Origin of the sequence: Chryseobacterium formosense, from assembly GCF_900116415.1 — a bacterium.
Classification (GTDB): Bacteria; Bacteroidota; Bacteroidia; order Flavobacteriales; family Weeksellaceae; genus Chryseobacterium; species Chryseobacterium formosense.
On the sequence record NZ_FPAP01000001.1, the window covers coordinates 849,950 to 874,668 of the forward strand.

At 33.4% G+C, this 24,719-nt stretch carries 26 protein-coding genes and 1 riboswitch; of the genes, 18 read left to right on the forward strand and 8 right to left on the reverse strand.

From position 1 onward, the window contains the following. Positions 1 to 243: 243 nt before the first annotated feature. The gene (locus BM371_RS03985) at positions 244 to 2,040 is read left to right on the forward strand and encodes a hypothetical protein (RefSeq protein WP_034676110.1); all 1,797 of its coding nucleotides are present in this window, start codon (positions 244 to 246) and stop codon (positions 2,038 to 2,040) included. A 57-nt stretch (positions 2,041 to 2,097) separates the two neighbouring features. Here the strand turns inward: BM371_RS03985 and BM371_RS03990 are convergent, their stop codons facing one another. Further along, positions 2,098 to 3,405: a voltage-gated chloride channel family protein gene (locus tag BM371_RS03990; protein ID WP_081874545.1), complete on the reverse strand. Its 1,308-nt coding sequence runs from the start codon at positions 3,403 to 3,405 to the stop codon at positions 2,098 to 2,100. Between the two features lie 28 nt (positions 3,406 to 3,433). Further along, positions 3,434 to 3,499, reverse strand: a riboswitch (Fluoride riboswitch). Positions 3,500 to 3,553: 54 nt separating this feature from the next. Then, entirely contained in the window at positions 3,554 to 4,279 is a 726-nt protein-coding gene (locus BM371_RS03995; RefSeq protein WP_034676112.1) for an MBL fold metallo-hydrolase, read from the reverse strand. A gap of 570 nt (positions 4,280 to 4,849) precedes the next feature. On the opposite strand from BM371_RS03995, the gene BM371_RS04000 reads away from it, so the two are divergent. Beyond that, positions 4,850 to 5,473, forward strand: a complete 624-nt coding sequence (locus BM371_RS04000; RefSeq protein ID WP_034676114.1) for a TetR/AcrR family transcriptional regulator — start codon at positions 4,850 to 4,852, stop codon at positions 5,471 to 5,473. Between the two features lie 89 nt (positions 5,474 to 5,562). Continuing rightward, positions 5,563 to 6,648: a DNA polymerase III subunit gamma/tau gene (gene dnaX, locus BM371_RS04005; protein WP_034676116.1), complete on the forward strand. Its 1,086-nt coding sequence runs from the start codon at positions 5,563 to 5,565 to the stop codon at positions 6,646 to 6,648. Positions 6,649 to 6,700: 52 nt separating this feature from the next. On the opposite strand, the gene BM371_RS20875 is transcribed toward dnaX, so the two are convergent. Further along, the gene (locus tag BM371_RS20875; protein ID WP_262486412.1) at positions 6,701 to 6,826 is read right to left on the reverse strand and encodes a hypothetical protein; all 126 of its coding nucleotides are present in this window, start codon (positions 6,824 to 6,826) and stop codon (positions 6,701 to 6,703) included. 115 nt (positions 6,827 to 6,941) lie between these two features. On the opposite strand from BM371_RS20875, the gene BM371_RS04010 reads away from it, so the two are divergent. From BM371_RS04010 to BM371_RS04030, 5 genes are all read left to right on the forward strand, one after another. Then, positions 6,942 to 7,268 (forward strand): hypothetical protein, encoded by a 327-nt coding sequence (locus tag BM371_RS04010; protein WP_034676118.1) that lies wholly within the window; start codon positions 6,942 to 6,944, stop codon positions 7,266 to 7,268. A gap of 350 nt (positions 7,269 to 7,618) precedes the next feature. Next, the gene (locus tag BM371_RS04015; protein ID WP_034676121.1) at positions 7,619 to 8,698 is read left to right on the forward strand and encodes a chorismate mutase; all 1,080 of its coding nucleotides are present in this window, start codon (positions 7,619 to 7,621) and stop codon (positions 8,696 to 8,698) included. 138 nt (positions 8,699 to 8,836) lie between these two features. After that, the gene (rsgA, locus tag BM371_RS04020; RefSeq protein ID WP_034676124.1) at positions 8,837 to 9,763 is read left to right on the forward strand and encodes a ribosome small subunit-dependent GTPase A; all 927 of its coding nucleotides are present in this window, start codon (positions 8,837 to 8,839) and stop codon (positions 9,761 to 9,763) included. A 330-nt stretch (positions 9,764 to 10,093) separates the two neighbouring features. Next, positions 10,094 to 10,510, forward strand: a complete 417-nt coding sequence (locus BM371_RS04025; RefSeq protein WP_034676126.1) for a nucleoside-diphosphate kinase — start codon at positions 10,094 to 10,096, stop codon at positions 10,508 to 10,510. Between the two features lie 490 nt (positions 10,511 to 11,000). Then, a complete protein-coding gene (locus BM371_RS04030; protein WP_034676128.1) occupies positions 11,001 to 11,609 on the forward strand; it encodes a DUF4082 domain-containing protein in 609 nt (202 codons plus the stop codon). A 67-nt stretch (positions 11,610 to 11,676) separates the two neighbouring features. Here the strand turns inward: BM371_RS04030 and rpe are convergent, their stop codons facing one another. Together rpe and chrP are read right to left on the reverse strand one after the other, a co-directional pair. Continuing rightward, a complete protein-coding gene (gene rpe, locus BM371_RS04035; protein WP_034676130.1) occupies positions 11,677 to 12,327 on the reverse strand; it encodes a ribulose-phosphate 3-epimerase in 651 nt (216 codons plus the stop codon). A gap of 36 nt (positions 12,328 to 12,363) precedes the next feature. After that, entirely contained in the window at positions 12,364 to 13,440 is a 1,077-nt protein-coding gene (gene chrP / locus BM371_RS04040; RefSeq protein ID WP_034676132.1) for a chryseobasin maturation metalloprotease ChrP, read from the reverse strand. A gap of 52 nt (positions 13,441 to 13,492) precedes the next feature. Here chrP and BM371_RS04045 point away from each other — a divergent pair, with 52 nt between their 5' ends. Next, entirely contained in the window at positions 13,493 to 14,200 is a 708-nt protein-coding gene (locus BM371_RS04045) for a DUF4294 domain-containing protein (RefSeq protein WP_034676134.1), read from the forward strand. A gap of 18 nt (positions 14,201 to 14,218) precedes the next feature. Here BM371_RS04045 and BM371_RS04050 read toward each other — a convergent pair whose 3' ends face one another. Both BM371_RS04050 and mnmD read right to left on the reverse strand, forming a co-directional pair. Then, entirely contained in the window at positions 14,219 to 14,635 is a 417-nt protein-coding gene (locus BM371_RS04050) for an NUDIX hydrolase (RefSeq protein ID WP_034676136.1), read from the reverse strand. A gap of 104 nt (positions 14,636 to 14,739) precedes the next feature. Beyond that, the gene (gene mnmD, locus BM371_RS04055; protein ID WP_034677335.1) at positions 14,740 to 15,414 is read right to left on the reverse strand and encodes a tRNA (5-methylaminomethyl-2-thiouridine)(34)-methyltransferase MnmC2; all 675 of its coding nucleotides are present in this window, start codon (positions 15,412 to 15,414) and stop codon (positions 14,740 to 14,742) included. 84 nt (positions 15,415 to 15,498) lie between these two features. Here mnmD and BM371_RS04060 point away from each other — a divergent pair, with 84 nt between their 5' ends. The 4 genes from BM371_RS04060 (at position 15,499) to BM371_RS04075 (ending at position 19,155) form a co-directional block, all read left to right on the forward strand. Then, positions 15,499 to 16,569, forward strand: coding sequence for a branched-chain amino acid aminotransferase (locus BM371_RS04060; RefSeq protein WP_034676139.1), 1,071 nt, complete (start codon positions 15,499 to 15,501; stop codon positions 16,567 to 16,569). A gap of 294 nt (positions 16,570 to 16,863) precedes the next feature. Then, entirely contained in the window at positions 16,864 to 17,373 is a 510-nt protein-coding gene (locus tag BM371_RS04065; RefSeq protein ID WP_034677337.1) for an FKBP-type peptidyl-prolyl cis-trans isomerase, read from the forward strand. 79 nt (positions 17,374 to 17,452) lie between these two features. Then, on the forward strand, positions 17,453 to 18,457 hold the full coding sequence (locus BM371_RS04070; RefSeq protein WP_117601830.1) for a peptidylprolyl isomerase: 1,005 nt from the start codon (positions 17,453 to 17,455) through the stop codon (positions 18,455 to 18,457). A 122-nt stretch (positions 18,458 to 18,579) separates the two neighbouring features. Beyond that, entirely contained in the window at positions 18,580 to 19,155 is a 576-nt protein-coding gene (locus tag BM371_RS04075; protein WP_034676145.1) for a hypothetical protein, read from the forward strand. An 88-nt stretch (positions 19,156 to 19,243) separates the two neighbouring features. Here the strand turns inward: BM371_RS04075 and BM371_RS04080 are convergent, their stop codons facing one another. Continuing rightward, a complete protein-coding gene (locus BM371_RS04080; RefSeq protein WP_034676147.1) occupies positions 19,244 to 19,882 on the reverse strand; it encodes a hypothetical protein in 639 nt (212 codons plus the stop codon). A gap of 163 nt (positions 19,883 to 20,045) precedes the next feature. Between BM371_RS04080 and BM371_RS04085 the strand changes: the two genes are divergently transcribed. The 5 genes from BM371_RS04085 (at position 20,046) to BM371_RS04105 (ending at position 24,684) form a co-directional block, all read left to right on the forward strand. Further along, entirely contained in the window at positions 20,046 to 20,882 is an 837-nt protein-coding gene (locus BM371_RS04085) for a 1,4-dihydroxy-2-naphthoyl-CoA synthase (RefSeq protein ID WP_034676149.1), read from the forward strand. A gap of 310 nt (positions 20,883 to 21,192) precedes the next feature. Further along, a complete protein-coding gene (locus tag BM371_RS04090) occupies positions 21,193 to 21,738 on the forward strand; it encodes a PH domain-containing protein (protein ID WP_051882765.1) in 546 nt (181 codons plus the stop codon). Further along, positions 21,722 to 23,218 (forward strand): PH domain-containing protein, encoded by a 1,497-nt coding sequence (locus BM371_RS04095; RefSeq protein WP_034676151.1) that lies wholly within the window; start codon positions 21,722 to 21,724, stop codon positions 23,216 to 23,218. Before BM371_RS04090 ends, BM371_RS04095 begins: the two co-directional genes overlap by 17 nt. Positions 23,219 to 23,297: 79 nt before the next feature. After that, the gene (gene menA / locus BM371_RS04100; RefSeq protein WP_034676153.1) at positions 23,298 to 24,227 is read left to right on the forward strand and encodes a 1,4-dihydroxy-2-naphthoate octaprenyltransferase; all 930 of its coding nucleotides are present in this window, start codon (positions 23,298 to 23,300) and stop codon (positions 24,225 to 24,227) included. 10 nt (positions 24,228 to 24,237) lie between these two features. Continuing rightward, entirely contained in the window at positions 24,238 to 24,684 is a 447-nt protein-coding gene (locus tag BM371_RS04105; protein ID WP_034676156.1) for an SRPBCC family protein, read from the forward strand. Positions 24,685 to 24,719 lie beyond the last annotated feature (35 nt).

A 24,719-nucleotide genomic window follows, 5' to 3' on the forward strand; every position in this document is an offset into this window, starting at 1 on the left:
GAAAATAGAATTAAAATACTACCAAATTGTTATGATTTTTAATGATAAATTTATAAAAATTCAATATTTTTCGTAAATATTTGATTTTAAAAATTGTACAGCATTAGATTTGTTTAAATTGTTATCTCTTGCATAGTCTGCCGTAAATATTTATTTTTGTAAAGAATTTTTAGAAGAAATTCGCAGGTTTTCAGATCATTATCACTTTCATAGAAATATGAGGGTAAAATTTTTATTTAAATAATGATTAATAAGCCTTTACACAGTTTTCATATTCCCGTTATGGGATTATCTTACACGATCGACAGCCCGATTCGTGTTGCACAATACGGAATTTCCTCCGTTGTTTCAATTATTGACGATGAAATTGTAGAAAAAATGAAAAATTTCTACAGCAAAAAATTCAATCTCAACTATTTCGGGATTTCTACTAAAACCGAAGATTACAGAGCCAAAAGAATCACCGATTATCTCGATATGATGGATGATATCGTCACCGAAAAATTTGAATCTTTCAAAGAAGAAATTTCTAAGAATACGGAAGCGCTCAAGAATTTTATGGCAATGCTTCCCAATACTTCCGAGTTAAAGAACGGTTTACAGAATATTTTGAATCAGGGCGATTCTTTAGCATCAAATATTAAAAATTTTGTAGAAAAAAATCTCATTCCGGGAAATATTGATGTCAATATCATGACCAAAGTTGATAAAGACAATTACAAAAAAAACGTGCAGCTTCCTGTAATTTATAATGATGCACATGCTTCGCTACGCGGTTTTGCTAAAAGTAAAATCTCTTCGGCAATGATACTTTCTGCAGGAATGAACCCTCGTTTGTACAGCTATATTGAAGAATTTGATGACTTTTTTCCGGATACAAATAACTTTATTAAAAAGAAAATTATTCTTAAGGTCAGCGATTTCCGTTCTGCAATGATCCAGGGAAATTTTTTAGCAAAAAAAGGACTTTGGGTTTCCGAATACAGAATTGAATCCGGTTTGAATTGTGGCGGTCATGCTTTTGCAACGGAAGGTTTACTGCTTGGTCCAATCATGGAAGAATTTAAACAAAAGAAAAATGAACTGATTTCCTCCGCACATTCTTTGATGATTAAAGCTCTTCAACAAAAAGAAAAGTATATTCCTGCTGAACCTTTAGAAATGAAAATAACGGTTCAGGGTGGAGTAGGAACTTCCGAGGAGCATGATTTTCTTTTAGAGAATTATCTGGTTGACAGTGTTGGTTGGGGATCGCCTTTTCTTTTGGTTCCTGAAGCAACTTCTGTAGACCGTGAAACCAGAAATCTTTTAGCAAAATCAAAGCAAGATGATTATTTTCTGAGCAATATCTCACCTTTGGGCGTTCCATTCAATACAGTAAGAGGAACTTCAAACGAAATTTTAAAATATCAAAAAGAAGCGAAAAACAAATTTGGAAGTTCGTGTCCTAAAAAATTATTGGCATTAAGCAAAGAATATTCTCCACAGGGAATTTGTACGGCATCAAAAAAATACCAGGAAATAAAATTAAATGATCTTGAATCGGTGAGAAACGAATTAACCGAAGATCAGTTTCAATCTAAAAAAAATGAAATCACCGATAAAGCATGTCTTTGTGTTGGTCTGGTAAATTCTGCTTATCTGGAAAACAACATTGATATAAAAGGTGAAAAACAGGGGGTTGTGATTTGTCCGGGACCAAATTTGGCTTATTTTGATAAAGAAGTTTCGCTTTCGGAAATGGTGGGTCATATTTATGGAAATACAAACGTTCTTTCGGATGTTGAGCGGCCGAATATGTTTATTAATGAATTAAAAATGTACGTTGATCATTTAAAAAAAGAAATTTTAGGTTTTTCAGGCGAACTTACGAATGTGCAAGTTAAAAAATGGAATACATTTAAATCTAATCTTCTTGACGGCATAGAATATTATGAACAGCTTTTCGAGAAAACTTCTTTCTTTTCAACTCAAAAATTAAAAATACAAAAACAATTAAATGATTTTAAATTCAAATTGAATGAAATCGCAATTCGTTAAATTCAAAAATAATATCTTAAACAAGACCGGAATCAATCATTTCGGTCTTTACATATTTTATAGTTCACTCAATTTTTTGCCAGTATCTTTCAAAAATCTTCTGTTTTTTGGTTCTCCGATAATCTGGCTTTTGTAAATACTGTTTGCACCGGAAAACAAATAAGAAACAACACAGGCAATCGCAACATAAACGCCACATTCATTTCCAAATAATTCAATTGCCATAATACTGCACGCGATCGGTGTATTGGTTGCTCCGGCAAAAACTGCTACAAAGCCCATTCCTGCCAACAGAGCGATAGGTAAGGGAATAAAATATCCCAAAGCGTTTCCTAAAGTTGCACCGATAAAAAACAGAGGAGTAACTTCACCACCTTTAAAACCTGCCGCCAAAGTGACAATGGTAAAAATCATTTTTAATGCAAAATCATAAGCTGGAAGTTGCTGTTCAAAAGAATCTACAATGGTCGGAATTCCTAAACCGACGTATTTTGTAGTTCCCATTAAAAAAACAGCAGATGCAACGATAATTCCACCAAAAAATGGTCTTAATGGAGAATAATTTATTTTTGATTTAAATACATTTCCGGTTTTATGAATTGCTTTACTGAACGTTGCGGCACAGATTCCGAATAAAATCCCTGAAATGATTGCATATAAAATATTTAAAAATGAAATTTCAGGAATGAAGTCAATATGATAATGAGTATGATGGGTATTCCATAATTTGGTAGTCAAATCCGCAATAATCGCTGCCGAAAAAGCGGGAAATAAGGCATTGTATTTTAATCTTCCGACAAGAAAAACTTCCAGTCCGAAAATTGCTCCGGCTAAAGGTGTACCGAAAACAGAACCAAACCCCGCTGAAATTGCAGAAATAATCAGTATTTTTCTATCATCTTCTGAAAGCCTGAGTGGTTTTGAAAACTGGTCAGCAATTGCTCCCGCCATTTGTAAAGCCGTGCCTTCACGACCCGCAGAACCACCAAAGAAATGGGTAACCATCGTTCCTAAATAAACAAATGATGCCATTTTAAGAGGAATTATTTTTCCTGGCTCATGAATGGTTTCAATCAATAAATTATTTCCGGCTTCAACATCTTTTCCGAAATAATGATACATTAAACCAACCAAAAAACCACCTAAAGGTAAGAATGCAATCAGCCAAAGATGATTTTCTCTGAATTGCGTTGCCCATTCCAAAGTCTGAAGAAAAAATGCAGAAGCACTTCCGATTAAAATTCCTGTTATCAAAGTAATGAAAAACCATTTCAGTGCAAAAAGAGCAGAAGGATAATTTCTGAAAAATAATTTAATTAAAATAAGAAGCGTTCTGAAAACTGATTTTTTGTTATTTTTAAACATACATTCCTGATTAAATGGTAAAACATTCAATTAATCAGGCGCCATCAGCTTTTTAAGGCGGTTGGGTAAGGAAGACACCATTTCCTTTTTCGAAAAAACAAATGTACGATAAAATCTGATTGGTAAATGATTTAAACTTAAATTTTAGTTAGAATTGGATTATGCTTTTTTCCAAATCGTGATAAAGCAAAACTTTCCAGTGGTTTTCAAGGGCTTCTTCATACCATTTAATGCGGAGTTGCATCGCTTTTTTACCATCAAAATCACTTTTGTAAGCCAGATGATATTTTAAATAAGATTCCTGAGGAAGATTATCTGCGCCATAAAACGCGGTTTCACGATCTTCAGTAATTTTAAAAACCTGCATAAACGGACTGTGACCGCCAACAACTTCATAATAAATTTCGTCATTAATATTTCCATAATCATCATTCATCCAGATGATATTTGGCAATTGAATGAGCGATTCTAAAACTTCAAAATCGAAGGAAGGATTTCCACGGCTTTCAAAGGCGAAATCAAGTTCTCTCTTTTGAATATAAATTTCAGCATTCGGGAAAACAGGCTCAAAACCATTCTCTGTTTTCACCAAAGTTCCATTGATATGGTCTTTGTGTAAGTGCGAAAGTAGAACTTTTGTGATCTGATCAGGTTTAATATTTTCACTTTCTAATATTTCTTTAATAACTAATTTCCCGTTATCATTTTTCCAGCCGAAACCAGCGTCGATAAGGATGTAATCGTTTTTGGTTATGGCTAAAAAAGGCTGTATCGATATTTTGATTCCTTTGGCTTCCGGATGTTTATCAAGCAGTGTGAAATTCTTTTGTTTGTCGGCCGCAAAATTGCCTTCTTTTAAAGTGACGATTTTCATTGTATTTCGATAATATTTGCTTGTACAAAGATAGGTTCAAAATATTCTTTTTGATTATTATTTACCATAAAAGAGACATTAGAAGCTCCACACAATAAAAATTCATAAAAATATTTATGAAAAAATTGTTCCTTTTTTTAATTGCATAAATCTTAATGTTTATTAAGGATTTGTGAGTTATATTAATTCACACAATTATTAGTTATAAATCTTTTGCATTAAAAATAATATTTTTAATGAGTACATATTTTAAAAATAATTTATTTTTGCCGTTATTTTTATGCTGATATTTAAAAAGTAGATAAATTTGATTAAGTTTAGATGTAGTATTTTTACTTTTTGTATTGTGAGAAATTAATGGTTAGCAACAATTTTTTTTGATATTTCAAAACCAAGTGATTGAAAAAATCGTAATTAATAAAATAAGATATACAATTCTCACTAAAGAGATGTATATTTGTAAAAGCAGAGTTCAATAACTCTTTTAAAAACAATAAGTTTACTCTTCTTTGGAGACAAAAAGATTAATGGTAAATAAAAATTGCTTTTAGCAAATTAATATATAAGACGATGCCTAGAAAAGTTGTACAAGGTCCTATCAGGGACAAAGAAAAAACAAAACAAAAACTACTCAATGCAGTAGGAAAGATTTTGAAAACCAAAGGATATTCAGGATTAATGGTAAGCAAAATTGCTGCTGTTGCAGGCTTTGATAAAAAGCTGATCTACGAATATTTCGGAAGTACAGATAAATTGATCGACGAATATATCAAATCTCAGGATTACTGGAGCAGATTTGAGCTTGCAAGCGATACAGATTTATCTGACGGAGGAAAAGAAATGTCTAAAATAGCAATTCTGAATCAGTTTGAAAATCTTAAAAAGAACAAAGAACTTCAGAAAATCCTGATTTGGGAAATGTCTGAAAGCCGGCCGATTCTTAAAAAGCTTTTTGATCAGAGAGAAGAAGTGGGTGAAGAATTATTCAAAAATATTACAGATCCTTATTTTGGAGAAAAATCTGAGAAATTTAGAGCAATTGCAGCTATTTTAGTTGCTGGAAGTTATCACTTAAATATGTTTACGGCACACAATGCAACTACATTCTGCGGTATCGATATGAAAAGTGAAGACGGAAGACAAAAAATAAAGACCGCAATCGAAGATATTATCGAATTCGCTTACAATAAATAATATTCTGTTACCCAAAATTATAGGTGTATTTTAATGAAATTTGAAAATTAAAATTTTTAAATTAAAACTATATTTCATACTTTTGGGCAATGGAAAATTTTATCGTATCTGCAAGAAAATACCGTCCGCAACAGTTTGATACCGTTGTTGGGCAGTCTCACATTACAGATACGCTGGAACATGCTATTGAAGAAAATCAGTTAGCACAGGCGCTGTTGTTTTGCGGTCCTCGAGGCGTCGGCAAAACAACTTGTGCCAGAATTTTGGCAAGAAAAATCAACGAAAAGGACGGTTCTGTCTCAGAGGACGGCTTTGCTTACAATATCTATGAGCTCGATGCAGCATCCAATAACTCTGTTGATGATATTCGTGAGCTAATCGATCAGGTACGTTTTGCGCCACAGGTTGGTCAGTACAAAGTGTATATTATCGATGAGGTTCACATGTTGTCTTCAGCGGCTTTCAATGCTTTCCTTAAAACACTGGAAGAACCGCCTGCTCATGCGATTTTCATTTTGGCAACGACGGAAAAGCATAAAATTATTCCTACGATTTTATCCCGTTGTCAGATTTACGATTTCAAAAGAATTACCATTCTTGATATTCAGGATCATTTAAGAAAGATTGCTGAGAAAGAAAATATTAAATATGAAGATGATGCTTTGTATTTGATCGCACAAAAAGCTGACGGAGCTTTGAGAGATGCGCTTTCAATTTTTGACAGACTTTCTACTTTTTCACAAAAGAATATTACACTTGCTAAAGCTGCGGAAGTTCTTAACATTCTAGATTACGATCAGTATCTTAAAATTGTAGATTTAGCGAAAGAAAGTAAAATTCCTGAAGTGCTTTCTGCTTTCAATGAAATTGTAAAGAAAGGTTTTGATCCACATTTATTTATTGCAGGACTTGGTAATCATTTCCGTGATCTGATGATGGCTCAGAATCCTTCAACAATGGATCTGATCGAAGTAGGAGAGCAGACCAAAGTGAAATTTACGGAACAGGGACAAAAATGGAGCGCTCAACATCTGATTGATGCTATTGAAATCTGTAATCATGCAGACATTAATTACAAAAATTCAAAAAATCCGAGGCTTACTGTAGAAATTGCGTTGATGCAATTGTCTTCTCTTTCTGCCGGTGGCGAATTAGCTAAAAAAAAAAGTTTATAATATTAGCTCCATTTCTCAAAGAGAAGCAGGAAGTAAAATTACCAACTCAGATTCAGGAGAAAAAAATTGAAGAGGTAAAAGTTGAGACAAAAACTGCTCCTGAACCGCCTGCTGAAGTTCTCATTAAAAAAGCCTCAAAACCTTTATCAAGACCCAATATTTCTTCAAGTTTCAGCATTAATTCTCTTTTAAATAAAGAAGAAAAATCTGAGGTTGAAGATAAAGCAACAATTGTAAATACAGAAAAACTTCCAGAACATCATTTTACTGAAACAGATGTACAGAACGAATGGATGATCCTTTTAAAACAGCTTCGCCAAAAAGACCCTGTGGTTTTCAATGCTATAAAAACTTTTAAATTTACTAAAATTGATGAAAAAATTATTCAGATATCTTATCCTTCAGATTCCGCAAAAAATGAGTTTGATAAAATAAGTATTGAGTTTTTTAATCATTTTAAGCATAAGGTAAACAACCATTCCATAGAGTTTCAATTTAAAAAAGATCATGAAAATCTTAAGATTGAAATCGTCACCAAAAAGAAAATTTTCGAAAAATTTATAGAAAAAAATCCGCTACTGAAAGATCTTGATGATTTGATGAAGTTTGATTTGTCATAATTTTTTATATATTTGCTTAATATTTACAGAGACAAGATAAAAAAAAGTATACAAATTGGAACATTCCAAACTTCCATATACTGCTGATTCTACTCAAACAATCAGTTTTGCGCCTGCTTATTTTTTAAGCAGTTATCTTTCTTTTGCAACTTTTTATTACAGAAATTTTAGAAGCTATTATCGATTTTATTGGTACAGCTAATTTAATTTCTTTCTTAAAAAAAATATGGGAACTCTACTGTAGATTCCTGATTTCATAACAATTTTTGAACGACATTTTTTAGAAAGAATTATAAAGTAACTTTATAATGAATATACTATTGCCTTTAATTTAAAATAAAATTTACAATATGAACTTAAGAGATTTAGAAAACAGCTGGATAAAAGATTTTCAGCAACCTCTTATAATTGCAGGACCATGCAGTGCGGAAAGTGAACAACAAATGCTGGAAACAGCAAAAAGAATTAAAAATACTAATGCTCAGGTTCCGATTTTTCGTGCAGGAATCTGGAAGCCGAGAACGAAACCAAATGGTTTTGAAGGAGTGGGCGTAATTGGTTTAAACTGGCTGAAAAAAGTAAAAGAAGAATATGGTTTTAAAACCGCGACTGAAGTTGCGAACGCTCATCACGTAGATGCTGCTTTAGAAGCTGATGTCGATATTTTATGGATAGGAGCACGTTCTACTGTAAATCCTTTTACAGTTCAGGAAATTGCCGAAGCTTTGAAAGGTACAGAAAAAATTGTTTTGGTTAAAAATCCTGTAAATCCGGATTTGGCATTATGGATTGGTGCTTTAGAAAGACTTTTAGGGCAGGATATTAAGAATTTAGGAGCTATTCACAGAGGTTTTTCTACTTACCAGAAAACAAAATACAGAAATAATCCGAATTGGCAGATTGCCTTAGATTTCAAAAGCCAGTTTCCGAATATTCCGATTTTAATAGACCCTTCACATATTTGCGGAAATCGTACCGGATTGGCAGATATTACTCAGGAAGCTCTGAATGTAGGTTACCAAGGTGCTATTATCGAAACACATTGCAATCCTGATGAGGCGTGGAGTGATGCTGCACAACAGATTACGCCGGAAGTTTTAGGCAATATGATTTCAAATCTTAAAGTAAGAAGTACAGATCTTGCCGGTTTTGATGATGAAATGGGAAGACACAGAACCTTGATTTCCGATTTGGATTTTCAGTTGATTGAATTGCTTTCTCAGAGAATGAAAATTTCTGCAAAAATTGGTAAACTGAAGAAAGAGAATGATATTGCTATTTTTCAGCCTGAAAGATGGAAAGTCATTACCGAATATGCCGTACAAAAAGCTTCAGAAACAGGAATGTCTCAGGAATTTATAGAAAAAGTTTTTAAAGCAATTCACGAAGAGTCAATTGAAGTTCAGAATAATATTATGATTGACAGGTAAATATGTGAGAGGGTTTTAGTGTTTTAGGGCAAAAGTGTTATTGTCGAATACAAAAATTATTCTAATAACACTTTAAACTCATAGACTCTAAAACTCTCAAACCTAAACTAATTCCCTATATTTGCCGTATCTTAAAATATGAAAGGAAAAGTCATTAAATCTACGGGAAGCTGGTACCAGGTTTTGGAAACAGAAACCGGGAAAATTTTCGAAGCGAGAATTCGAGGAAAATTCAAGCTGATAAAAACCAGACTTACCAATCCTTTAGCTGTTGGTGATTTTGTTGAATTTCAATTGGAGCAGGACGATGTTGCCTGGATTACAAAAATAGATCCCCGCAAAAATTACCTTATCCGAAAATCGGTAAACCTTTCTAAAGAAGCACATATTATTGCTTCAAATATTGATCTGGCGTGCTTTATTTTTACTTTAAAGCATCCCGAAACTTCTCTCGGGTTTCTTGACCGTTTTTTGGCATGTTGTGAAGCTTACAATATTACGCCTCTGATTTTGTTTAATAAAATGGATGTTCTTTCTGAAGAAGAATCTGAAATCGTAAAAGATATTGAGTTTCTCTACAACGAAATTAGGTATGAGACTTTAGAAATTTCATCTTATTCAAAATTAAATCTTGATAATCTTGTTGAAATTCTGAAAGATAAAACTTCTGTGTTTTTCGGACATTCAGGTTGCGGAAAATCTACTCTGGTTAATGCTTTACAGCCTGATCTTAATCTGAGAACCTCGGAAATTTCTGATACTCATTTAAAAGGAAAACATACAACAACCTTTGCACAAATGCATTTTTGGGATTTTGGTGGAAATGTGATCGATACACCCGGAGTTCGTGAATTTGCCATGATTGATATAGAGAAAGAAGAAGTACAACATTATTTTCCTGAAATTTTCAAAAAAAGAGAAGAGTGCAAATATCATAACTGCCTTCACATTAATGAGCCTAAATGTGCCGTTCTGGAGTCTTTAGAAACTGGGGAAATTCAACATTCAAGATATTCTACTTATATTAAACTTATGGAAGAGGCGGAGGAAAACGCACATAAGTAAATATATAGTCATTAATTTTTTCCGATACAATTTATTGCTTTGATTGATATTGAAGCATTAATTTTTTATTCCTATTTTATTTTGTTTGTTTAAATGTGAATTTGATAAAGAAAGTGATGATTTATTAGCAATAAAAAACCCAGCCGAAGCTGGGTAAAAACTAATAACCATGAAAACTCAAATTAAACATGAGAATCGGAATATTAATAACAATTACTGTGCCAAGAATCAACTCTCAATTCTTAACAAAAGTTATTTTATGTTAAAATTATTTTAAAATTATTTTAGGATATTTTTTGTAATTTTGTGCCATTAAAAAAATATTCAAATATGTCAAACATTACATTCACAATGATCAAACCTGATGCAGTTGCTGATGGTCACATTGGTGCTATTTTAGGGAAGATTTCTGAAAGTGGATTCAAAATTAAAGCTTTAAAATTAACTCAGCTTACTGTTGCTGATGCAAAAAAATTCTACGAAGTTCACGCGGAAAGACCTTTTTATAGTGAATTGGTAGAATTTATGAGTTCAGGGCCTATCGTTGCTGCGGTTTTAGAAAAAGACAATGCCGTTGAAGATTTTAGAACTTTAATCGGTTCTACAAATCCTGCTGAAGCTGCTGAAGGAACAATCAGAAAAATGTTTGCCAGAAGCATCGGAGAGAATGCTGTACACGGTTCAGACTCTAATGAAAATGCTTTAATCGAAGCTCAATTCCATTTTTCAGGAAGAGAAATTTTCTAAATCAGATTAAAATAATATAAATTTTGTCCGGAATTTTATTCCGGATTTTTTTATTGTTTTTGTGTGACATTTCGTCATAAATAGTTTGTATAAAATATTGTTTTTCAGAGTAATAGTTATTTAAACTAAATAAATAAAAATGTTTTTTAATTTAATTATCAATATCGTTTTATTTTTTAATTAAAACTAAAAATAAAAATGCTTGTTGAAATTTCCGTGATTTTACGGATTGGTTAATGTTTTAAATTTAGTCATCTTTACATCAAATTAAAACAGAGAATCAAATTTCTAGCATCGATTCTGAAAACTAATGACCATATAAACTAATCTTATTTTAAATGAGGTGAAAGGCAGTTTAACGACTGCTTTTTTTTGTTTCCTATATTCCTTTTACAGGAAAAATATGGTTTTAAAATAGGTGTTTTTCCTGTTATACTGAGGTTTGTTTATTGTGAACTTTGTCACAATAATTTAAACAAATAAAAATATCATGAAAAATTTAAAATTTCCAATTGTGCTAAAAAATCTTCTTTTATTATTTGCTTTATCTACAACAGTATTTACCATAAGTTGTAGCAAAGATGATGATGAGCCGACTCCTGTTGTATATCATGAAGAAGATCCTTTAAACAAATATCATGAACTGGCTGGATTTACCACAACGAGTAATTTTGTAAATGCGGGAGATTATGAATTCGGACTTGCTTTTTCACCAAATGTAAAAGGAAAAATAAATTCTTTGGTTGTAAAATTGCCTGCATCAAATGCCAATCTTAGGGTTACTATTTGGGATTACGATGCTAAAACTGTTTTAAGAACAGAGACGGTAAATGTATCTGCAGCAGATGTTTCGGTAGTAAAAAGTATTTCTGAAGTGGTTTTAGAAAAAGACAAAAAATATATGATCACCATGAATTCGAACGATTGGTACAAACGTAATAAGTTGGATAACAGCAATGCAACTTATCCGATTACTGCAGGAAATATCAAAGTTTGGGAATACAGATGGATTGGTACTACGACACAGATTTTTCCGACAAATGTTTCTCAAAATTATAACGGAGGAGATCTTAGTTTTAATTTTCAGCAGATTGAATAAACATTCATATCATATTAAAAAAGGCTGCTTCATTCAGATGAAACAGCCTTTTATATTTTTTTTGGTTTTAAACTTTTAAAAGCTCAATCGTTCTCTCAGGACTTTCAGCTGAAAAAACCGCATTTCCCGCCACTAAAACATCAGCTCCAGCTTCGAATAGTTTTGAGGCATTGTCTAAATTCACACCGCCATCAATTTCAATAAGAGCTGTAGAATTATTGCTCAGGATAAGATCTTTGGTTTCTGCAATTTTTTTGTAGGTATTCTCAATAAATTTCTGACCTCCGAATCCTGGATTTACACTCATCAATAAGACGAGATCAACATCAGCAATAATATCTTCAAGCATTAATACGGGTGTTGAAGGATTCAGAACAACTCCGGCTTTTACGCCTTTGCTTTGAATGTGGTGAATCGTTCTGTGAAGATGGGTGCAAGCTTCGTAATGTACAGAGATCAAATCTGCTCCGTGATTAATGAATTCATCAACGTATTTATCTGGTTCAACAATCATTAAATGTACATCTACAAACTTTTTGGCGTGTTGCTGTACCGTTTTCATCACAGGAAATCCGAAAGAAATATTCGGAACAAATCTTCCATCCATCACATCGATATGAAGCCAGTCTGCCTGAGAATTATTAAGCATTTCGATATCTCTCTGCAGATTCCCGAAGTCTGCGGCTAAAAGGGAAGGAGCAATAAGCTTCGTTTTCATTTTTACTTTTTACTTTAAACTTGTCTCTTTTTACTTTTAATGATACTTCAGTTTCATTTCCGGTGTGATCTTCAGAAGGGTTTCGTAAATTAATTGGATGACATTTCTGACATCTTCTTTAGAAACCATTTCAACTGTTGTATGCATATAGCGCAAAGGTAATGAAATCAAAGCACTTGGAACACCGCCGTTGGAATGCGCAAAAGCATCCGTATCGGTTCCTGTTGCACGACTTGCTGCAGCTCTTTGGAAAGGAATTTTTTTAGTTTTAGCCGTGTCGATAATCAATTCTCTGATGGTATGATGTACGCTTGGTGCAAAAAATACAACCGGACCATTCCCACATTTCTGATCGCCTTCTTTTTTCTTTTCGATCATCGGAGTTGTTGTATCGTGGGTAACATCGGTAACGATAGCGATGTTTGGCTTAATGGTATCTGCAATCATATCTGCTCCATACAGACCAACTTCTTCCTGAACCGAATTTGTAATGTATAAACCGAATGGAATCTGTTTTTTGTTTTCTTTTAAAAGTCTTGCCACTTCAGCAATCATAAATCCTCCGATTCTGTTGTCTAAAGCTCTGCAAACAAAATAACGGTCATTCATTTCGAAAAACTCGTCCGGATACGTAATCATGCATCCTACAAAAATTCCCAGTTCTTCAACTTCTTCTTTTGATGTTGCGCCGCAATCGATAAAAATATTTTCAATTTTTGGAGTTGGCTCATTTTGATTTGCGCTTCTTGTGTGAATTGCGGGCCATCCGAAAACTCCTTTTACAATTCCTTTCTCGCCATGAATGTGTACAACTTTTGAAGGTGCAATTGTTTGGTCTGAACCTCCGTTTCTGATAACATAAATAAGACCATCGTCTGTGATGTAATTAACATACCAAGAAATTTCATCGGCGTGAGCTTCTATTACAACTTTAAATTCTGCTTCAGGGTTTATGATTCCATAGCAAGTTCCATAATGATCAACTTCAATTTTATCTACATATGGAGTAATATAATCCATCCATATTTTTTGACCTTCATGTTCATAACCGGTCGGTGACGATGTATTTAAATAATTTTCTAAAAATTTCAAAGATTTCTTCTCGAATTTCATATAAAAGGAATGATTTTTGTAATTAAATTTTGTTCTAATACGTGTAAAAATAATGAAATTTCATAAAATTGCCTGCCTTTTTATAGTCTTTTTTGGTATCACTGTTTTTGGGCAGCAAAGAGATTCAGTTTTTGTAAAACCTTTAAGTCAGTATCCGCAGGATCAACTAAAGACGGATGAATTTGGCAATAAATATTTCTATGACGAAAGACAAAAAGCTAAAATTTACGAAATCAATGGCGAAACTGTTGTTGTAATGGATGAGCTGATTCTTTTAAATAAACCAAAATTCAATAATCAGTTAGACAAAAATTATTACTTCTTTTTAAATAAAAAATTATACCGGGTTTATCCTTTATTCCTTACAGCTTTACAGCAATATCGTGATATTCAGGGAGAAATGACAAATCTGGATACTGCTGCAAAAAGAAAGTATGTAAAAGACAGGCAAAATATGTTGGCAGACCAGTATGAAAAGCAATTAAGAGATTTAACGACCACTGAAGGTCAGGTTTTTGCTAAGCTGATGAACAGAGCAACCAATAAAAATGTCTACGAAATTATCAAAGAATTACGTGGCGGATGGAGTGCTTTCTGGTGGAATGTAAAAGGCAAAATGGCAGATATAGATTTGAAAGATAGATATGATCCTCATAAAAACAGAACTGATGAGTTTCTGGAATCACTTCTTCAATCCAACTGGAATTCAGGTTATCTGCAGCCTTATCCCGGAGCGAGAGATTTTAAAGTATCGAAATGATAAAATTCCTGTAAATATTTACAGGAATTTTTCTTTCAGCTTCTCGAAAACAATTTTATCTACAGGCAAAAAAAAAGGATTTTCTTCTGTATTGATTTCTATCCAGTCGATTTTTTCTATACAAGGATCAAGAATGATAAAATCTTCTTCGTTTAATATGTTTACTATATAATATATGGTAAGAAGCTGCTCATTTTCCTTAAATCTCGATACCAGAAAATCTTCCTGAGTATAAAGATGTTCTACAATTTCTATATGTACATTGAGTTCTTCTTCGAATTCGCGTTTCAGACAGTCGGTTAGTCCTTCTCCGTATTCCAGTCCGCCACCGGGAAATTTCATTAAAGGTTCGCCCGCATATTCTTCAAAAAGAGTCAGAACTTTTTTATCTTTTACCACACATGCATAAACCCTTACATTAATATTGTCGATCATAAATAATAATTTGCTTAGCTAAAATAGGGAAAATATTTTAAGATGGATGCCAAGTTGTAGGCTTAATCAAAAGAACATCCAACTTCAAGATTCCAGTATCAAACCTATAATTTCACGGCATTAATCATTTCTCTTTTTCCCGGAGGTCCTTGTTTTTTTTCAACATTAAACTTGAGTTCCTGAAGAATTCTTCTCACACTTCCTTTAGATGAATAGGTCGTTAACAGTCCGTTGACCGCCATTTTGTTGGAAACCATTTCAAATAAAGGTTTTTCCCAAAGGTCGGGCTGAACTCTCGCACCGAAGCAATCGTAATATACCAGGTTAATCTTCGGCAGATCAATGTTTTTAAGCTCAAAAAAATCACATTGAATTTTATGTAAATGAAATCCTTTAATAATTTCTACCGGTTTTTCCCACTCAGTCTGATGAATTTTTTGATAAATATTTTTTAACTCTGGGTTATCAAAAAGCTCAAAATATGCCAGATTTTCTATTTCAAATGCATTTATCGGATATTTTTCTAGGGTAAAATAATGGATGTCATGATTTTTGTCAGTTTTTAAATATTCATTAATTGTTACCAAAACATTCAAACCTGTGCCAAAACCGAGTTCTAAAATATTAATTTCGTAATCATTCGTCAAATTTAGTCCATTTTTAATAAACACGTGTTCTGCTTCCTGAAGCGCACCATGATGAGAATGATAGTTTTCATTTAATTCATTGATAAACAGTGTTTTGCTTCCGTCGTTTGTGGTCTTAATCTCTCTTTCCAAGGTATTTTTTTTCAAATTTAATCTAAAATTTTTATATTTAAAAAATTATGTTAAATTTGTCGAACATCATAAAAATTTTAAGAAATGATAATTCAAAAAACAGAAAACTCTAGAATTTCTACATTCGACCCGAGTAACTTTTCTTTTGGAAATACTTTCATCGATCACATGATCATTTGCGAGTATGAAAACGGAAAGTGGGGTGATGTAAAATTGGTTCCTTATGGTCCGCTACAATTTTCTCCTGCAATGATGGGTGTAAATTACGGACAGGCTTGTTTTGAAGGTATGAAAGCCTACAAAGATAAAGACGGACAGGTTTTCCTTTTCAGGCCCGAAAAGAATTTTGAACGTATCAATAAATCTGCAAAACGTTTGGCAATGCCGGAAGTTACAGAAGAAATGTTTTTGGATGGGTTGAAAGCATTGGTAGATATCGACAGAGAATGGATTCCGGAAGGAGAAGGGATGTCTTTATACATCAGACCTTTGATTTTCGCTACAGAAGAGGCTTTAAAAGCAAGAGTAGCCAATAAATATATGTTTGCAATCGTTGCAACACCTGCAAAAATGTACTATACAGAACCAGTTTCTGTAAAAATTTCAGATCACTATTCAAGAGCGGCGAGCGGTGGAGTAGGTTCTGCTAAAGCTGCAGGAAACTATGCTGCTTCTTTTTACCCGACCCAGTTGGCTATCGAAGAAGGTTATGATCAGATTATCTGGACGGATGATGCTACTCACGAATATTTTGAAGAAAGTGGGACGATGAATGTATTTGTAAGAATCAACGATACGATCTATACACCACCAACTTCTGAGAAAATTTTAGATGGTGTTACAAGAGACAGTTTTATTCAATTGGCAAAGAAGAGAGGATTTGAGGTGAAAGTAGAGCCAATTAAAGTAAAAGATGTTGTTGCAGCACAGAAAAACGGAACCCTGAAAGAAGTTTGGGGAGTAGGAACTGCGGTTGTAACGACAGTTTTCGAAGCCTTAGGTTATAATGGAGAAAAGCTTGACTTGCCAAGACTTTCTGATGAGGAAAGCTATGCAGTAATTCTTAAAAATGATTTGGTTGATTTGCAGACAAACCTTGCTGAAGATCCTTTCGGGTGGAGAGTTTTGGTTGACCACGCTATGGAGACCGTTTAATTTTAGAATTAAATATCAAATATAAAGTCGGGAATTGTTCCCGACTTTTTGTTTTTGGCTAAATAGGTTATTTTTGTCATTCAGAATGGAACGAAGTGGAGTGAAGAATCTCTAATAATATATGTTGAGATTATTCCTTCGTCAGAATGACAAAAGCAATTAAATCTTTATGCTTAAGTCAAAAGAATATTTTAACATCAATTTTGATTTCAAAAAATGTGAAAACTTTTAATTCAATATGTTAAACAACTTTTGCCAGTAATTCCCGAAATGCTTATTTTCGCAAAAGTTTTTATGAAAAAATTAGTCTTCATATCTGTTTTAAGCTTATTTAGCTGCAAAAGAAATAATCCGGTGCATCCTCCGGTTGGCGGTGTTTTGAGCCAGAATGACCTGGATGTATCTAAAAACCGCATGAGAAATCTCAATGCGATCGAAAGACAGCAGATTCAGGAATGGATCAAAGGTCAGAACGAAAAATTCTTTCCTACACAGTTGAATTACTGGACGAATGTGGAAGGTTTCGACCATAGAGAAAGAAGACCGGACGATTCGCCAATTTCGTATTCTTACGATCTTTACGATTTTGATCAGACTAAAATTTATGACAAATCCATAAGCAGGGCGGATGCAAGATTTGGACATTTTGATGAGCTCAAAGCAGTTGAGAATGCACTTCGATACATGAAAAACGGTGAAGAAGTAACGCTTCTTGTTCCATCTTCATTAGCTTACGGAACTTATGGTGACCAAAATAAAATTGATAACGATATTCCTTTAATTATAAAATTAAAAGCACTCTAAAATGAAATTCCTAAACAAAAATATAATCTTAGCAGCGGCGAGCGTTTCGCTTTTAAGCTGTACTCCAATTTATAAAAAGATGAACGTAGACAAAGAAACTTACGAAGGGCTTAAAGACGGACTTTATGCTAATATTCAGACTACAAAAGGTAACATGATTGTAAAGTTTGAAGACAAAAAATCACCGGTAACTGTGGCTAATTTTGTTGGTCTTGCAGAAGGGAAAATCGATAATAAAGCGAAAGCAAAAGGAGTTCCTTTTTATGACGGAACTATTTTCCACAGAGTAATTAAAGATTTCATGATTCAGGGAGGTGATCCTCAGGGAACAGGAATGGGAGATCCGGGATATAAATTTGAAGACGAGAAAAACGATCTTAAACATACAGGAAAAGGTATTCTTTCTATGGCGAATTCAGGACCAAACACAAACGGTTCTCAGTTCTTCATCACGGAAGTGGCTACTCCTTGGTTAGACGGAAGACACACGATTTTCGGATCTGTAGTTAGCGGAACTGAAACTATTGATGCTATTGCTGCTGTTGAAAAAGGAGCTCAGGATAAACCAAAAACTGACATCGTACTTGAGAAAGTAAGCATTTTCAGCAAAGGAGACGAGTATAAAAATTACGATGCTGCAAAAACTTTCAACGAAGGAAAAGGTAAGATTGCTGCCAATAACAAAGCAATGGCTGAAAAAGCTGAAGCTGAAGCAAAAAAAGCTTTGGAAGAATTAAAAGCTGGAATGCAGGTTACAGAATCTGGTCTTTACTATAAAATCACTAAGAAGACTGACGGAAAAGCTGCAAAAGCTGGAGATAACGTTAAAGTTCATTATGCGGGTAAACTGACAAACGGAACTGAATTCGATTCTTCATTCAAAAGAAATGAGCCTCTTGAATTCCCTGTAGGAACAGGTAGAGTAATCAAAGGTTGGGACGAGGGAATCTTATTGTTAAAAGAAGGTGAAACGGCTACTTTATTGATTCCGCCAGCGATGGGTTACGGAGAAAGAGGTGCAGGAGGAGTAATTCCGCCAAACGCATGGTTAATTTTCGATGTTGAATTGGTAAAAGTACCTTAATCAACACTCATAAAATATCTTAAACCGTCTTGTGAAAGGCGGTTTTTTTATTACTTTTAAGTCTTTAAACCTCACAGGTTTTCAAAACCTATGAGGTTTCATATAAATAATTAAAATCTAAAATGAAAACAAGATTCATCACAGCACTTTTTATACTGTTTTCTCTGATTTCTTTCGCGCAGACAAAAGCAAATGCAGAGGATCAGTCTATCAGAAAATCACTGGTTTATTTTGCCAATACCATTAAATACAAAAAGATTGATCAGACTGTAGACTGTTTCTATCCAAAGTTTTTTACGGTTGTCAACAAAGAACAGTTCACCCAAATGCTGAACATGACCTATAATAATCCGTTTGTGAAGATTGATGTTTTGGATATGAAATTTGCTTCAGTCGGAAAACCTGAATTGGTAGACGGTGAAAATTTCTCTATCACAAGTTATTATTTAAAACTCAAAGCAGATGTAAGCTCGATGAATGAAGAAATGAAAAAATCTATTTCAGAAATGCTGACTAAAAAATATGGAAAAGGCAGCGTGGAATATCTTGCTAAAGAAGGCGCTTATGTTATCAATGCTCCGATGAAAATGGTTGCCGTTTCAAAAGATAAGAAAAACTGGAAAGTGGTTTTCGCCGATGCAGAATATAAAAAACAGCTGGAAAAAGTTCTTCCGAAAAAGATTTTAGATAAATTGTAATTGAAAAGCCGATTCGAGAGAGTCGGTTTTTTTATAACCTATAGGATTTGATTTTCAAAACTTTAAAAATTGTATTTGATTCAAAAAACTACTTCTTTTTTCGACGCATCCAAATTAGAATTAAAATAATAACCAATAAAACAGAAATAATTACGATAAAGAAGACTCTCTGCTTCTCAATTTCTTCAGAAAGTTTTTGATTGCTCAGCTTTAAATTAGTAACATCTTTATGAGGATACCTATCTTCAAGTTCTATAATATCTGATATCGTTTCTGTGTTTTTGGTTTGCTTAGATTTATTTTCCTGACTGAGTTTTTTAAGGAGAAGATAATCATCTTGATCTAAGTTGTTTATTAATTGTGTTGCGGAGCAGTGAGTTGTATAAAAGAAGGTTGTGTCAGGATCAAAATATCCAAAAATCAAATATTTTCCTTTTTCTCTGAACATAAAATCGCAGGAGTTAAGCTGCTGTCCGAAAAAAGTAATTTCTGTACTTTTAAAATCATCTTCTAAAAATTTGTAAATCTTTTCAATCTTTACTTTTGAAAGTGAATTTTCAACATTCGAATATCCTGTCTTGTATGAAGTATTGATATCATAAACACTTCCGATGAATACAATATCTGCAGATTTAAAGGAACTTTCAATATCGGGTTCATAAGCACATTTGCATCCAAAAATATTAATTGATAATAAAAGCAAAAAATAAAAAAGAAATGTTTTCATTGAGTATGACAAATGATTATTAAATTTAAAATTATTAGCAAATATGTTGATATATTAAGCTACTTCCAAATTATTAATTACCAATCACCCATTACTAATATTTCAAAACCGAATATCATAAAATCTCTCTCCAATTCCGTATATTTGGGGAAAATTTTACAAAATGATCGAGTGGAAAACCGTAAAGGAATACGAAGATATTACTTATAAAAAATGCAACGGTGTGGCAAGAATTGCATTCAACAGACCGGAAATCCGTAATGCTTTCAGACCAAAAACAACTTCAGAATTGTATGATGCTTTTTATGATGCATCAGAAGATCCATCAATTGGTGTGGTTTTGCTTTCAGGAGAAGGGCCAAGTTCTAAAGACGGAGTTTGGGCTTTCTGTAGTGGGGGCGACCAAAAAGCAAGAGGTCAGCAAGGTTATGTAGGCGAAGATGGAAGACATCGTTTAAATATTCTGGAAGTTCAGCGTCTGATTCGTTTTATGCCGAAAGCGGTAATTGCTGTGGTTCCGGGTTGGGCTGTAGGTGGTGGTCACTCGCTTCACGTAGTTTGTGATTTGACTTTAGCAAGTAAAGAACACGCTATTTTCAAGCAGACCGATGCTGATGTTACAAGTTTTGACGGCGGTTACGGTTCAGCTTATTTGGCTAAAATGGTCGGACAGAAAAAAGCACGTGAAATTTTCTTTTTAGGAAGAAATTATTCAGCTCAGGAAGCTTTCGATATGGGAATGGTGAATGCCGTAATTCCTCACGACGAATTGGAAGACACAGCTTACGAATGGGCTCAGGAAATTTTAGCAAAATCTCCAACTTCGATTAGAATGCTGAAGTTTGCAATGAATCTTACTGACGACGGAATGGTTGGTCAGCAGGTTTTTGCGGGAGAAGCAACCCGTTTGGCATACATGACAGAAGAGGCAAAAGAGGGTAGAAATGCCTTCCTTGAAAAAAGAAAACCTGACTTTGGAAAAGATCAGTGGATTTCTTAATTATAAATAATAAGTGATAGGTAATGAGTAATTTCATTACCTATTATTTTGTTTAAATAATTATCTGATTGTCCGCAATATGCTATAATTAAATGCTGTTTGCTGTAATCATAATTATTTTTTACCACAACGTACACTAAGGCTATCCATAAAGCTCACAACTATTGTGTTCCTGGTGAAATCTTTAGTGAGCTTCGTGGTGAAATCCAAGTATGATAAATAACGGATATACAAAAATAATTATTTCAGATTTAACAAATAAAAAACTAATCTGCGTCATCTCCAAAATCTGCGAGAGCTCTAAAACAATATGAATCAAAACTTTCAAAACCCTCAGATTTTCGACCTTGAAATACCTGATTTCAGTGATTTGAAACTGATATCGGTGTCTTCCAAATATCTCAGGATTATTTTATTAAATCTTGCATTGTTTTCGATTTTTTTAATCGGAGCTGTTGGAGTGGCTTTTTATTTCTTTTATTTAAATTTAACAAAACTACAGATTTTAACAATTGTTATCGGAATTTTCCTGATGATTTTTTTTCTGTTTTTGAATGCAATCATTGGTTTTAAATTCAGGAAATATGCTGTTCGGGAAAAAGATTTGGTCTATCAATACGGTTGGCTGAAAAGAAGCATTATCATTGTTCCTTTCAACAGAATTCAACATGTAAAAGTAGAACAGGGTTGGTTTTCAAGGATATTAAACTTAAAATCGATTGCCGTTTTTACAGCAGGAGTGAATGGTGGAGATGTTACCATCAACGGTTTACCTGAAGAGATCGCGGAAGGAATCAACAATCATATCCGTGGAACGATCTCACAAGAAAAAACAGAAGATGGAGGAGAAGTTTAATTCTTTTTTTCAGCCTCAAAGACAATCAAAAACAGGTATCGTTCTGCTTTTTCTGTATAATATCGGAATGGTAATTAAAAACCTATGGGTTTTAATCGTTCTTTTCTTTGTTAAAAAGGAAAAAGTAGAATCCTGGATGATTATTGTAGCAATTGTTGCAGCACTTTTAATTCTTATTGTTTCAGCGGTTTTACAATACTTTCATTTTAAATATTATATCGATGAAGAGAATGAGGAATTTGTGATTCATGAGGGGATTATCAATACTTCGGTAACCAAGATCAAAAAGAAAAATATTCAGGAAGTAAATATTTCACAACCTTTTATTCATCGGTTTTTTAATATTTATAAACTTGAAATTGATACACCCGGAAGTTCTGAAAAAGAGGTGAAAATTTCTGCTTTAACCAAACAAAATGCGATCGATCTCAAGAAATATCTTTTAACGGAAACTAATGTTGAGTACTCTATAGAAAAAACAGATGATATTGTATTAAATGAAGAAATTAAAGACCTTCGTTCCATTAAAATTTCTACTTTCAGCATTTTAAAATATGGAATAACGGCAAATTATGTTCGGAGTTTTCTGGCAATGGTCAGTTTGCTGATTTACGGTTTTTCTGAACTTGCCAACTTACTTAAAAAGGTAGAATTTGATACTCAGCTGGATTATGATACGGTGGAAGAAAGATTTCTGGCATTTTCAATACCTGTCATTTTAGGGATTATTTTAGTCGTTATTATTATCGGAATCATCGTGAATGCAGTTCGAACCATCATTAAATTTTTCAACTTTAAAATCACGGAAAACAATCAGAGCTTTTCTTTTGAATATGGTTTGTTTAACACAAGAAATTCAATTGTCAACAAATCGAAAGTTCAGATCATTACCGAAACGCAAAACTGGATTCAGAAGAAGATGAAGATTTCTTATGTAAAATTTCTGCAAATCGGAAAAAATGAAGAAGAAGATGAGAAAAATGTTGCAGCCGTTCCGGGAATTAATAATGAAGAAAAATCAAAATTGATCTCAACAATCTGGAAAGAAAATCCTGTTTTTGAAAACTTTTTGAAACCGAATTTCAGATTAATTATCGTCAATACTTTTCAGTTCATTATTATTCCGCTTCTTTTGTTTCTTATTATTGAAAAAGATTTGTTGATAAACTACTGGTTTTTAGCAGTTGTGTATATTGTTTTAGTCAAAATATGTATTCTGATTTCCTTCAGAAACCTGAGATTGTTTTATAATGAAAGATTCATTAGGTTAAAATCAGGAATTTGGGACATCGATAACCGAACTTTTGAGGTCGAAAAGCTTCAGACTGTGAAAATTTCTCAGTATTTTTGGCAAAGAAAAACAAACTTGGGAAGTATCACTTTTTATACCTCTGCAGGACGGTTCAGAATAGTTGCTTTAAATTTTACAAAGCTCAAAAAACTGCTCAATTACTGCATTTATAAAATAGAAACAAATTAATATAAGTAATGAGCAATAAGTAATGAGTAATCTTCAGATTTTATATTGCCTATTGCCCATTACTCACTACTCATAAATTATGATTGATTGGATAAAAGCCGCACGGCTTAGAACGTTGCCGTTATCGTTAAGCGGAATCATCATGGGATCTTTCATCGCAAAATGGAGACTCAGAGAAGAGGGAGGAACCTGGGATTGGAAGATCTTTGCTTTGGCACTGTTGGTGACTTTGCTGTATCAGGTTTTATCAAACTATGCGAATGATTATGGAGATGGTGTGAAAGGAACTGATGCTAAAAGAATCGGTGAAGCAGAAACAAGAGCTGTCGCATCAGGGAAAATCACGGCAAAACAAATGAAAAATGCAGTAATTCTTTTTTCTGTTTTGTCTTTTGTAGCAACTGTTGCACTTCTGTACATCGCTTTTATCCCTGAATTTATGAATGAATTTTACATTTTCATCGGATTGGGAGTGGCAAGTATTTTGGCGGCAATCGGTTATACAGTCGGTAAAAAACCTTACGGATATATGGGATTGGGCGACGTTTTCGTATTTATATTCTTTGGATTGGTTTCGGTTTGTGGAAGTTATTTTCTGTTTACAAAAACTTTCTCATGGGACATTCTTTTACCGGGAACGGCGATTGGAATGATGAGTATGGCAGTTTTGAATCTTAACAACATGAGAGATATTGAAAGCGACAGATTATCAGGCAAAAATAGCCTTGCATTGAGAATTGGCTTTAAGAATGCAATGATCTACGAAATGGTTTTGTTGCAGCTTCCTTTGATTTTAGTTTTGATCTTTTTAGGATTAAATAATTTCATTCAGCTTCAGAAATATTACGTGTTTATTGTAATGATTCTTTTATTCCCGGTAGCGAAACTCAGAAGAAGCATCATGTCTGTGAAAGAACCGAAACAACTTGATCCGTTTTTGAAACAGGTAGGAATCATGACTTTAATGATGGCTGTTTTAACGGCAGTAGGTCTTAATTATTTTAGCTAAATTTTCTGTTATGGAATCTAAAATATTCGTTCAGGCTCAGATGCTCATCAGAAAACCGATCAACGAAGTTTTCGAAGCGTTTATCAATCCGGAAATCACAACCAATTTCTGGTTTACAAAATCGAGCGGAAAACTCGTGGAAGGTGAAACAATCCTTTGGGAATGGGAAATGTACGATGCGAAATCTGAGGTTAAAGTTCATCAGATTATTCCCAATCAGCTTATAAAAACAACGTGGGGATTATTTTCCAACAATGTCGATTATGAGTTTAAAGAAATGGAAAAAGGAACATTAGTTATCATCAAAAGTTTTGGATATTCTGAAACAAGAGATAAACTTTTATCTGTAATTAATGACAATACGGGTGGTTTTACAACCGTTTTAGATGGCTGCAAAGCTTATTTAGAACACGGCATTAATCTGAGATTGATTGAAGATAAATTTCCATCGAAATAGTTTTCAAAACTTTGCTGAGTGAAATCGAAGATTCG

Bases quoted from the DNA above. Each gene is read 5' to 3' on its own strand.
- rsgA (WP_034676124.1), top strand. From the start codon at position 8,837: ATGAAAGGAAAAGTCATTAAATCTACGGGAAGCTGGTACCAGGTTTTG.
- BM371_RS04075 (WP_034676145.1), top strand. From the start codon at position 18,580: ATGAAAACAAGATTCATCACAGCACTTTTTATACTGTTTTCTCTGATT.
- BM371_RS04070 (WP_117601830.1), top strand. From the start codon at position 17,453: ATGAACGTAGACAAAGAAACTTACGAAGGGCTTAAAGACGGACTTTAT.
- BM371_RS03985 (WP_034676110.1), top strand. From the start codon at position 244: ATGATTAATAAGCCTTTACACAGTTTTCATATTCCCGTTATGGGATTA.
- BM371_RS04025 (WP_034676126.1), top strand. From the start codon at position 10,094: ATGTCAAACATTACATTCACAATGATCAAACCTGATGCAGTTGCTGAT.
- BM371_RS03990 (WP_081874545.1), bottom strand. From the start codon at position 3,405: ATGTTTAAAAATAACAAAAAATCAGTTTTCAGAACGCTTCTTATTTTA.
- BM371_RS04105 (WP_034676156.1), top strand. From the start codon at position 24,238: ATGGAATCTAAAATATTCGTTCAGGCTCAGATGCTCATCAGAAAACCG.
- BM371_RS04085 (WP_034676149.1), top strand. From the start codon at position 20,046: ATGATCGAGTGGAAAACCGTAAAGGAATACGAAGATATTACTTATAAA.
- BM371_RS04030 (WP_034676128.1), top strand. From the start codon at position 11,001: ATGAAAAATTTAAAATTTCCAATTGTGCTAAAAAATCTTCTTTTATTA.
- dnaX (WP_034676116.1), top strand. From the start codon at position 5,563: ATGGAAAATTTTATCGTATCTGCAAGAAAATACCGTCCGCAACAGTTT.
- BM371_RS04080 (WP_034676147.1), bottom strand. From the start codon at position 19,882: ATGAAAACATTTCTTTTTTATTTTTTGCTTTTATTATCAATTAATATT.
- BM371_RS04050 (WP_034676136.1), bottom strand. From the start codon at position 14,635: ATGATCGACAATATTAATGTAAGGGTTTATGCATGTGTGGTAAAAGAT.
- BM371_RS04090 (WP_051882765.1), top strand. From the start codon at position 21,193: ATGAATCAAAACTTTCAAAACCCTCAGATTTTCGACCTTGAAATACCT.
- BM371_RS20875 (WP_262486412.1), bottom strand. From the start codon at position 6,826: ATGCTGAAACTTGAAGAAATATTGGGTCTTGATAAAGGTTTTGAGGCT.
- BM371_RS04060 (WP_034676139.1), top strand. From the start codon at position 15,499: ATGATAATTCAAAAAACAGAAAACTCTAGAATTTCTACATTCGACCCG.
- rpe (WP_034676130.1), bottom strand. From the start codon at position 12,327: ATGAAAACGAAGCTTATTGCTCCTTCCCTTTTAGCCGCAGACTTCGGG.
- menA (WP_034676153.1), top strand. From the start codon at position 23,298: ATGATTGATTGGATAAAAGCCGCACGGCTTAGAACGTTGCCGTTATCG.
- BM371_RS04095 (WP_034676151.1), top strand. From the start codon at position 21,722: ATGGAGGAGAAGTTTAATTCTTTTTTTCAGCCTCAAAGACAATCAAAA.
- BM371_RS04065 (WP_034677337.1), top strand. From the start codon at position 16,864: ATGAAAAAATTAGTCTTCATATCTGTTTTAAGCTTATTTAGCTGCAAA.
- BM371_RS03995 (WP_034676112.1), bottom strand. From the start codon at position 4,279: ATGAAAATCGTCACTTTAAAAGAAGGCAATTTTGCGGCCGACAAACAA.
- BM371_RS04015 (WP_034676121.1), top strand. From the start codon at position 7,619: ATGAACTTAAGAGATTTAGAAAACAGCTGGATAAAAGATTTTCAGCAA.
- chrP (WP_034676132.1), bottom strand. From the start codon at position 13,440: ATGAAATTCGAGAAGAAATCTTTGAAATTTTTAGAAAATTATTTAAAT.
- BM371_RS04010 (WP_034676118.1), top strand. From the start codon at position 6,942: ATGATCCTTTTAAAACAGCTTCGCCAAAAAGACCCTGTGGTTTTCAAT.
- BM371_RS04045 (WP_034676134.1), top strand. From the start codon at position 13,493: ATGAAATTTCATAAAATTGCCTGCCTTTTTATAGTCTTTTTTGGTATC.
- BM371_RS04000 (WP_034676114.1), top strand. From the start codon at position 4,850: ATGCCTAGAAAAGTTGTACAAGGTCCTATCAGGGACAAAGAAAAAACA.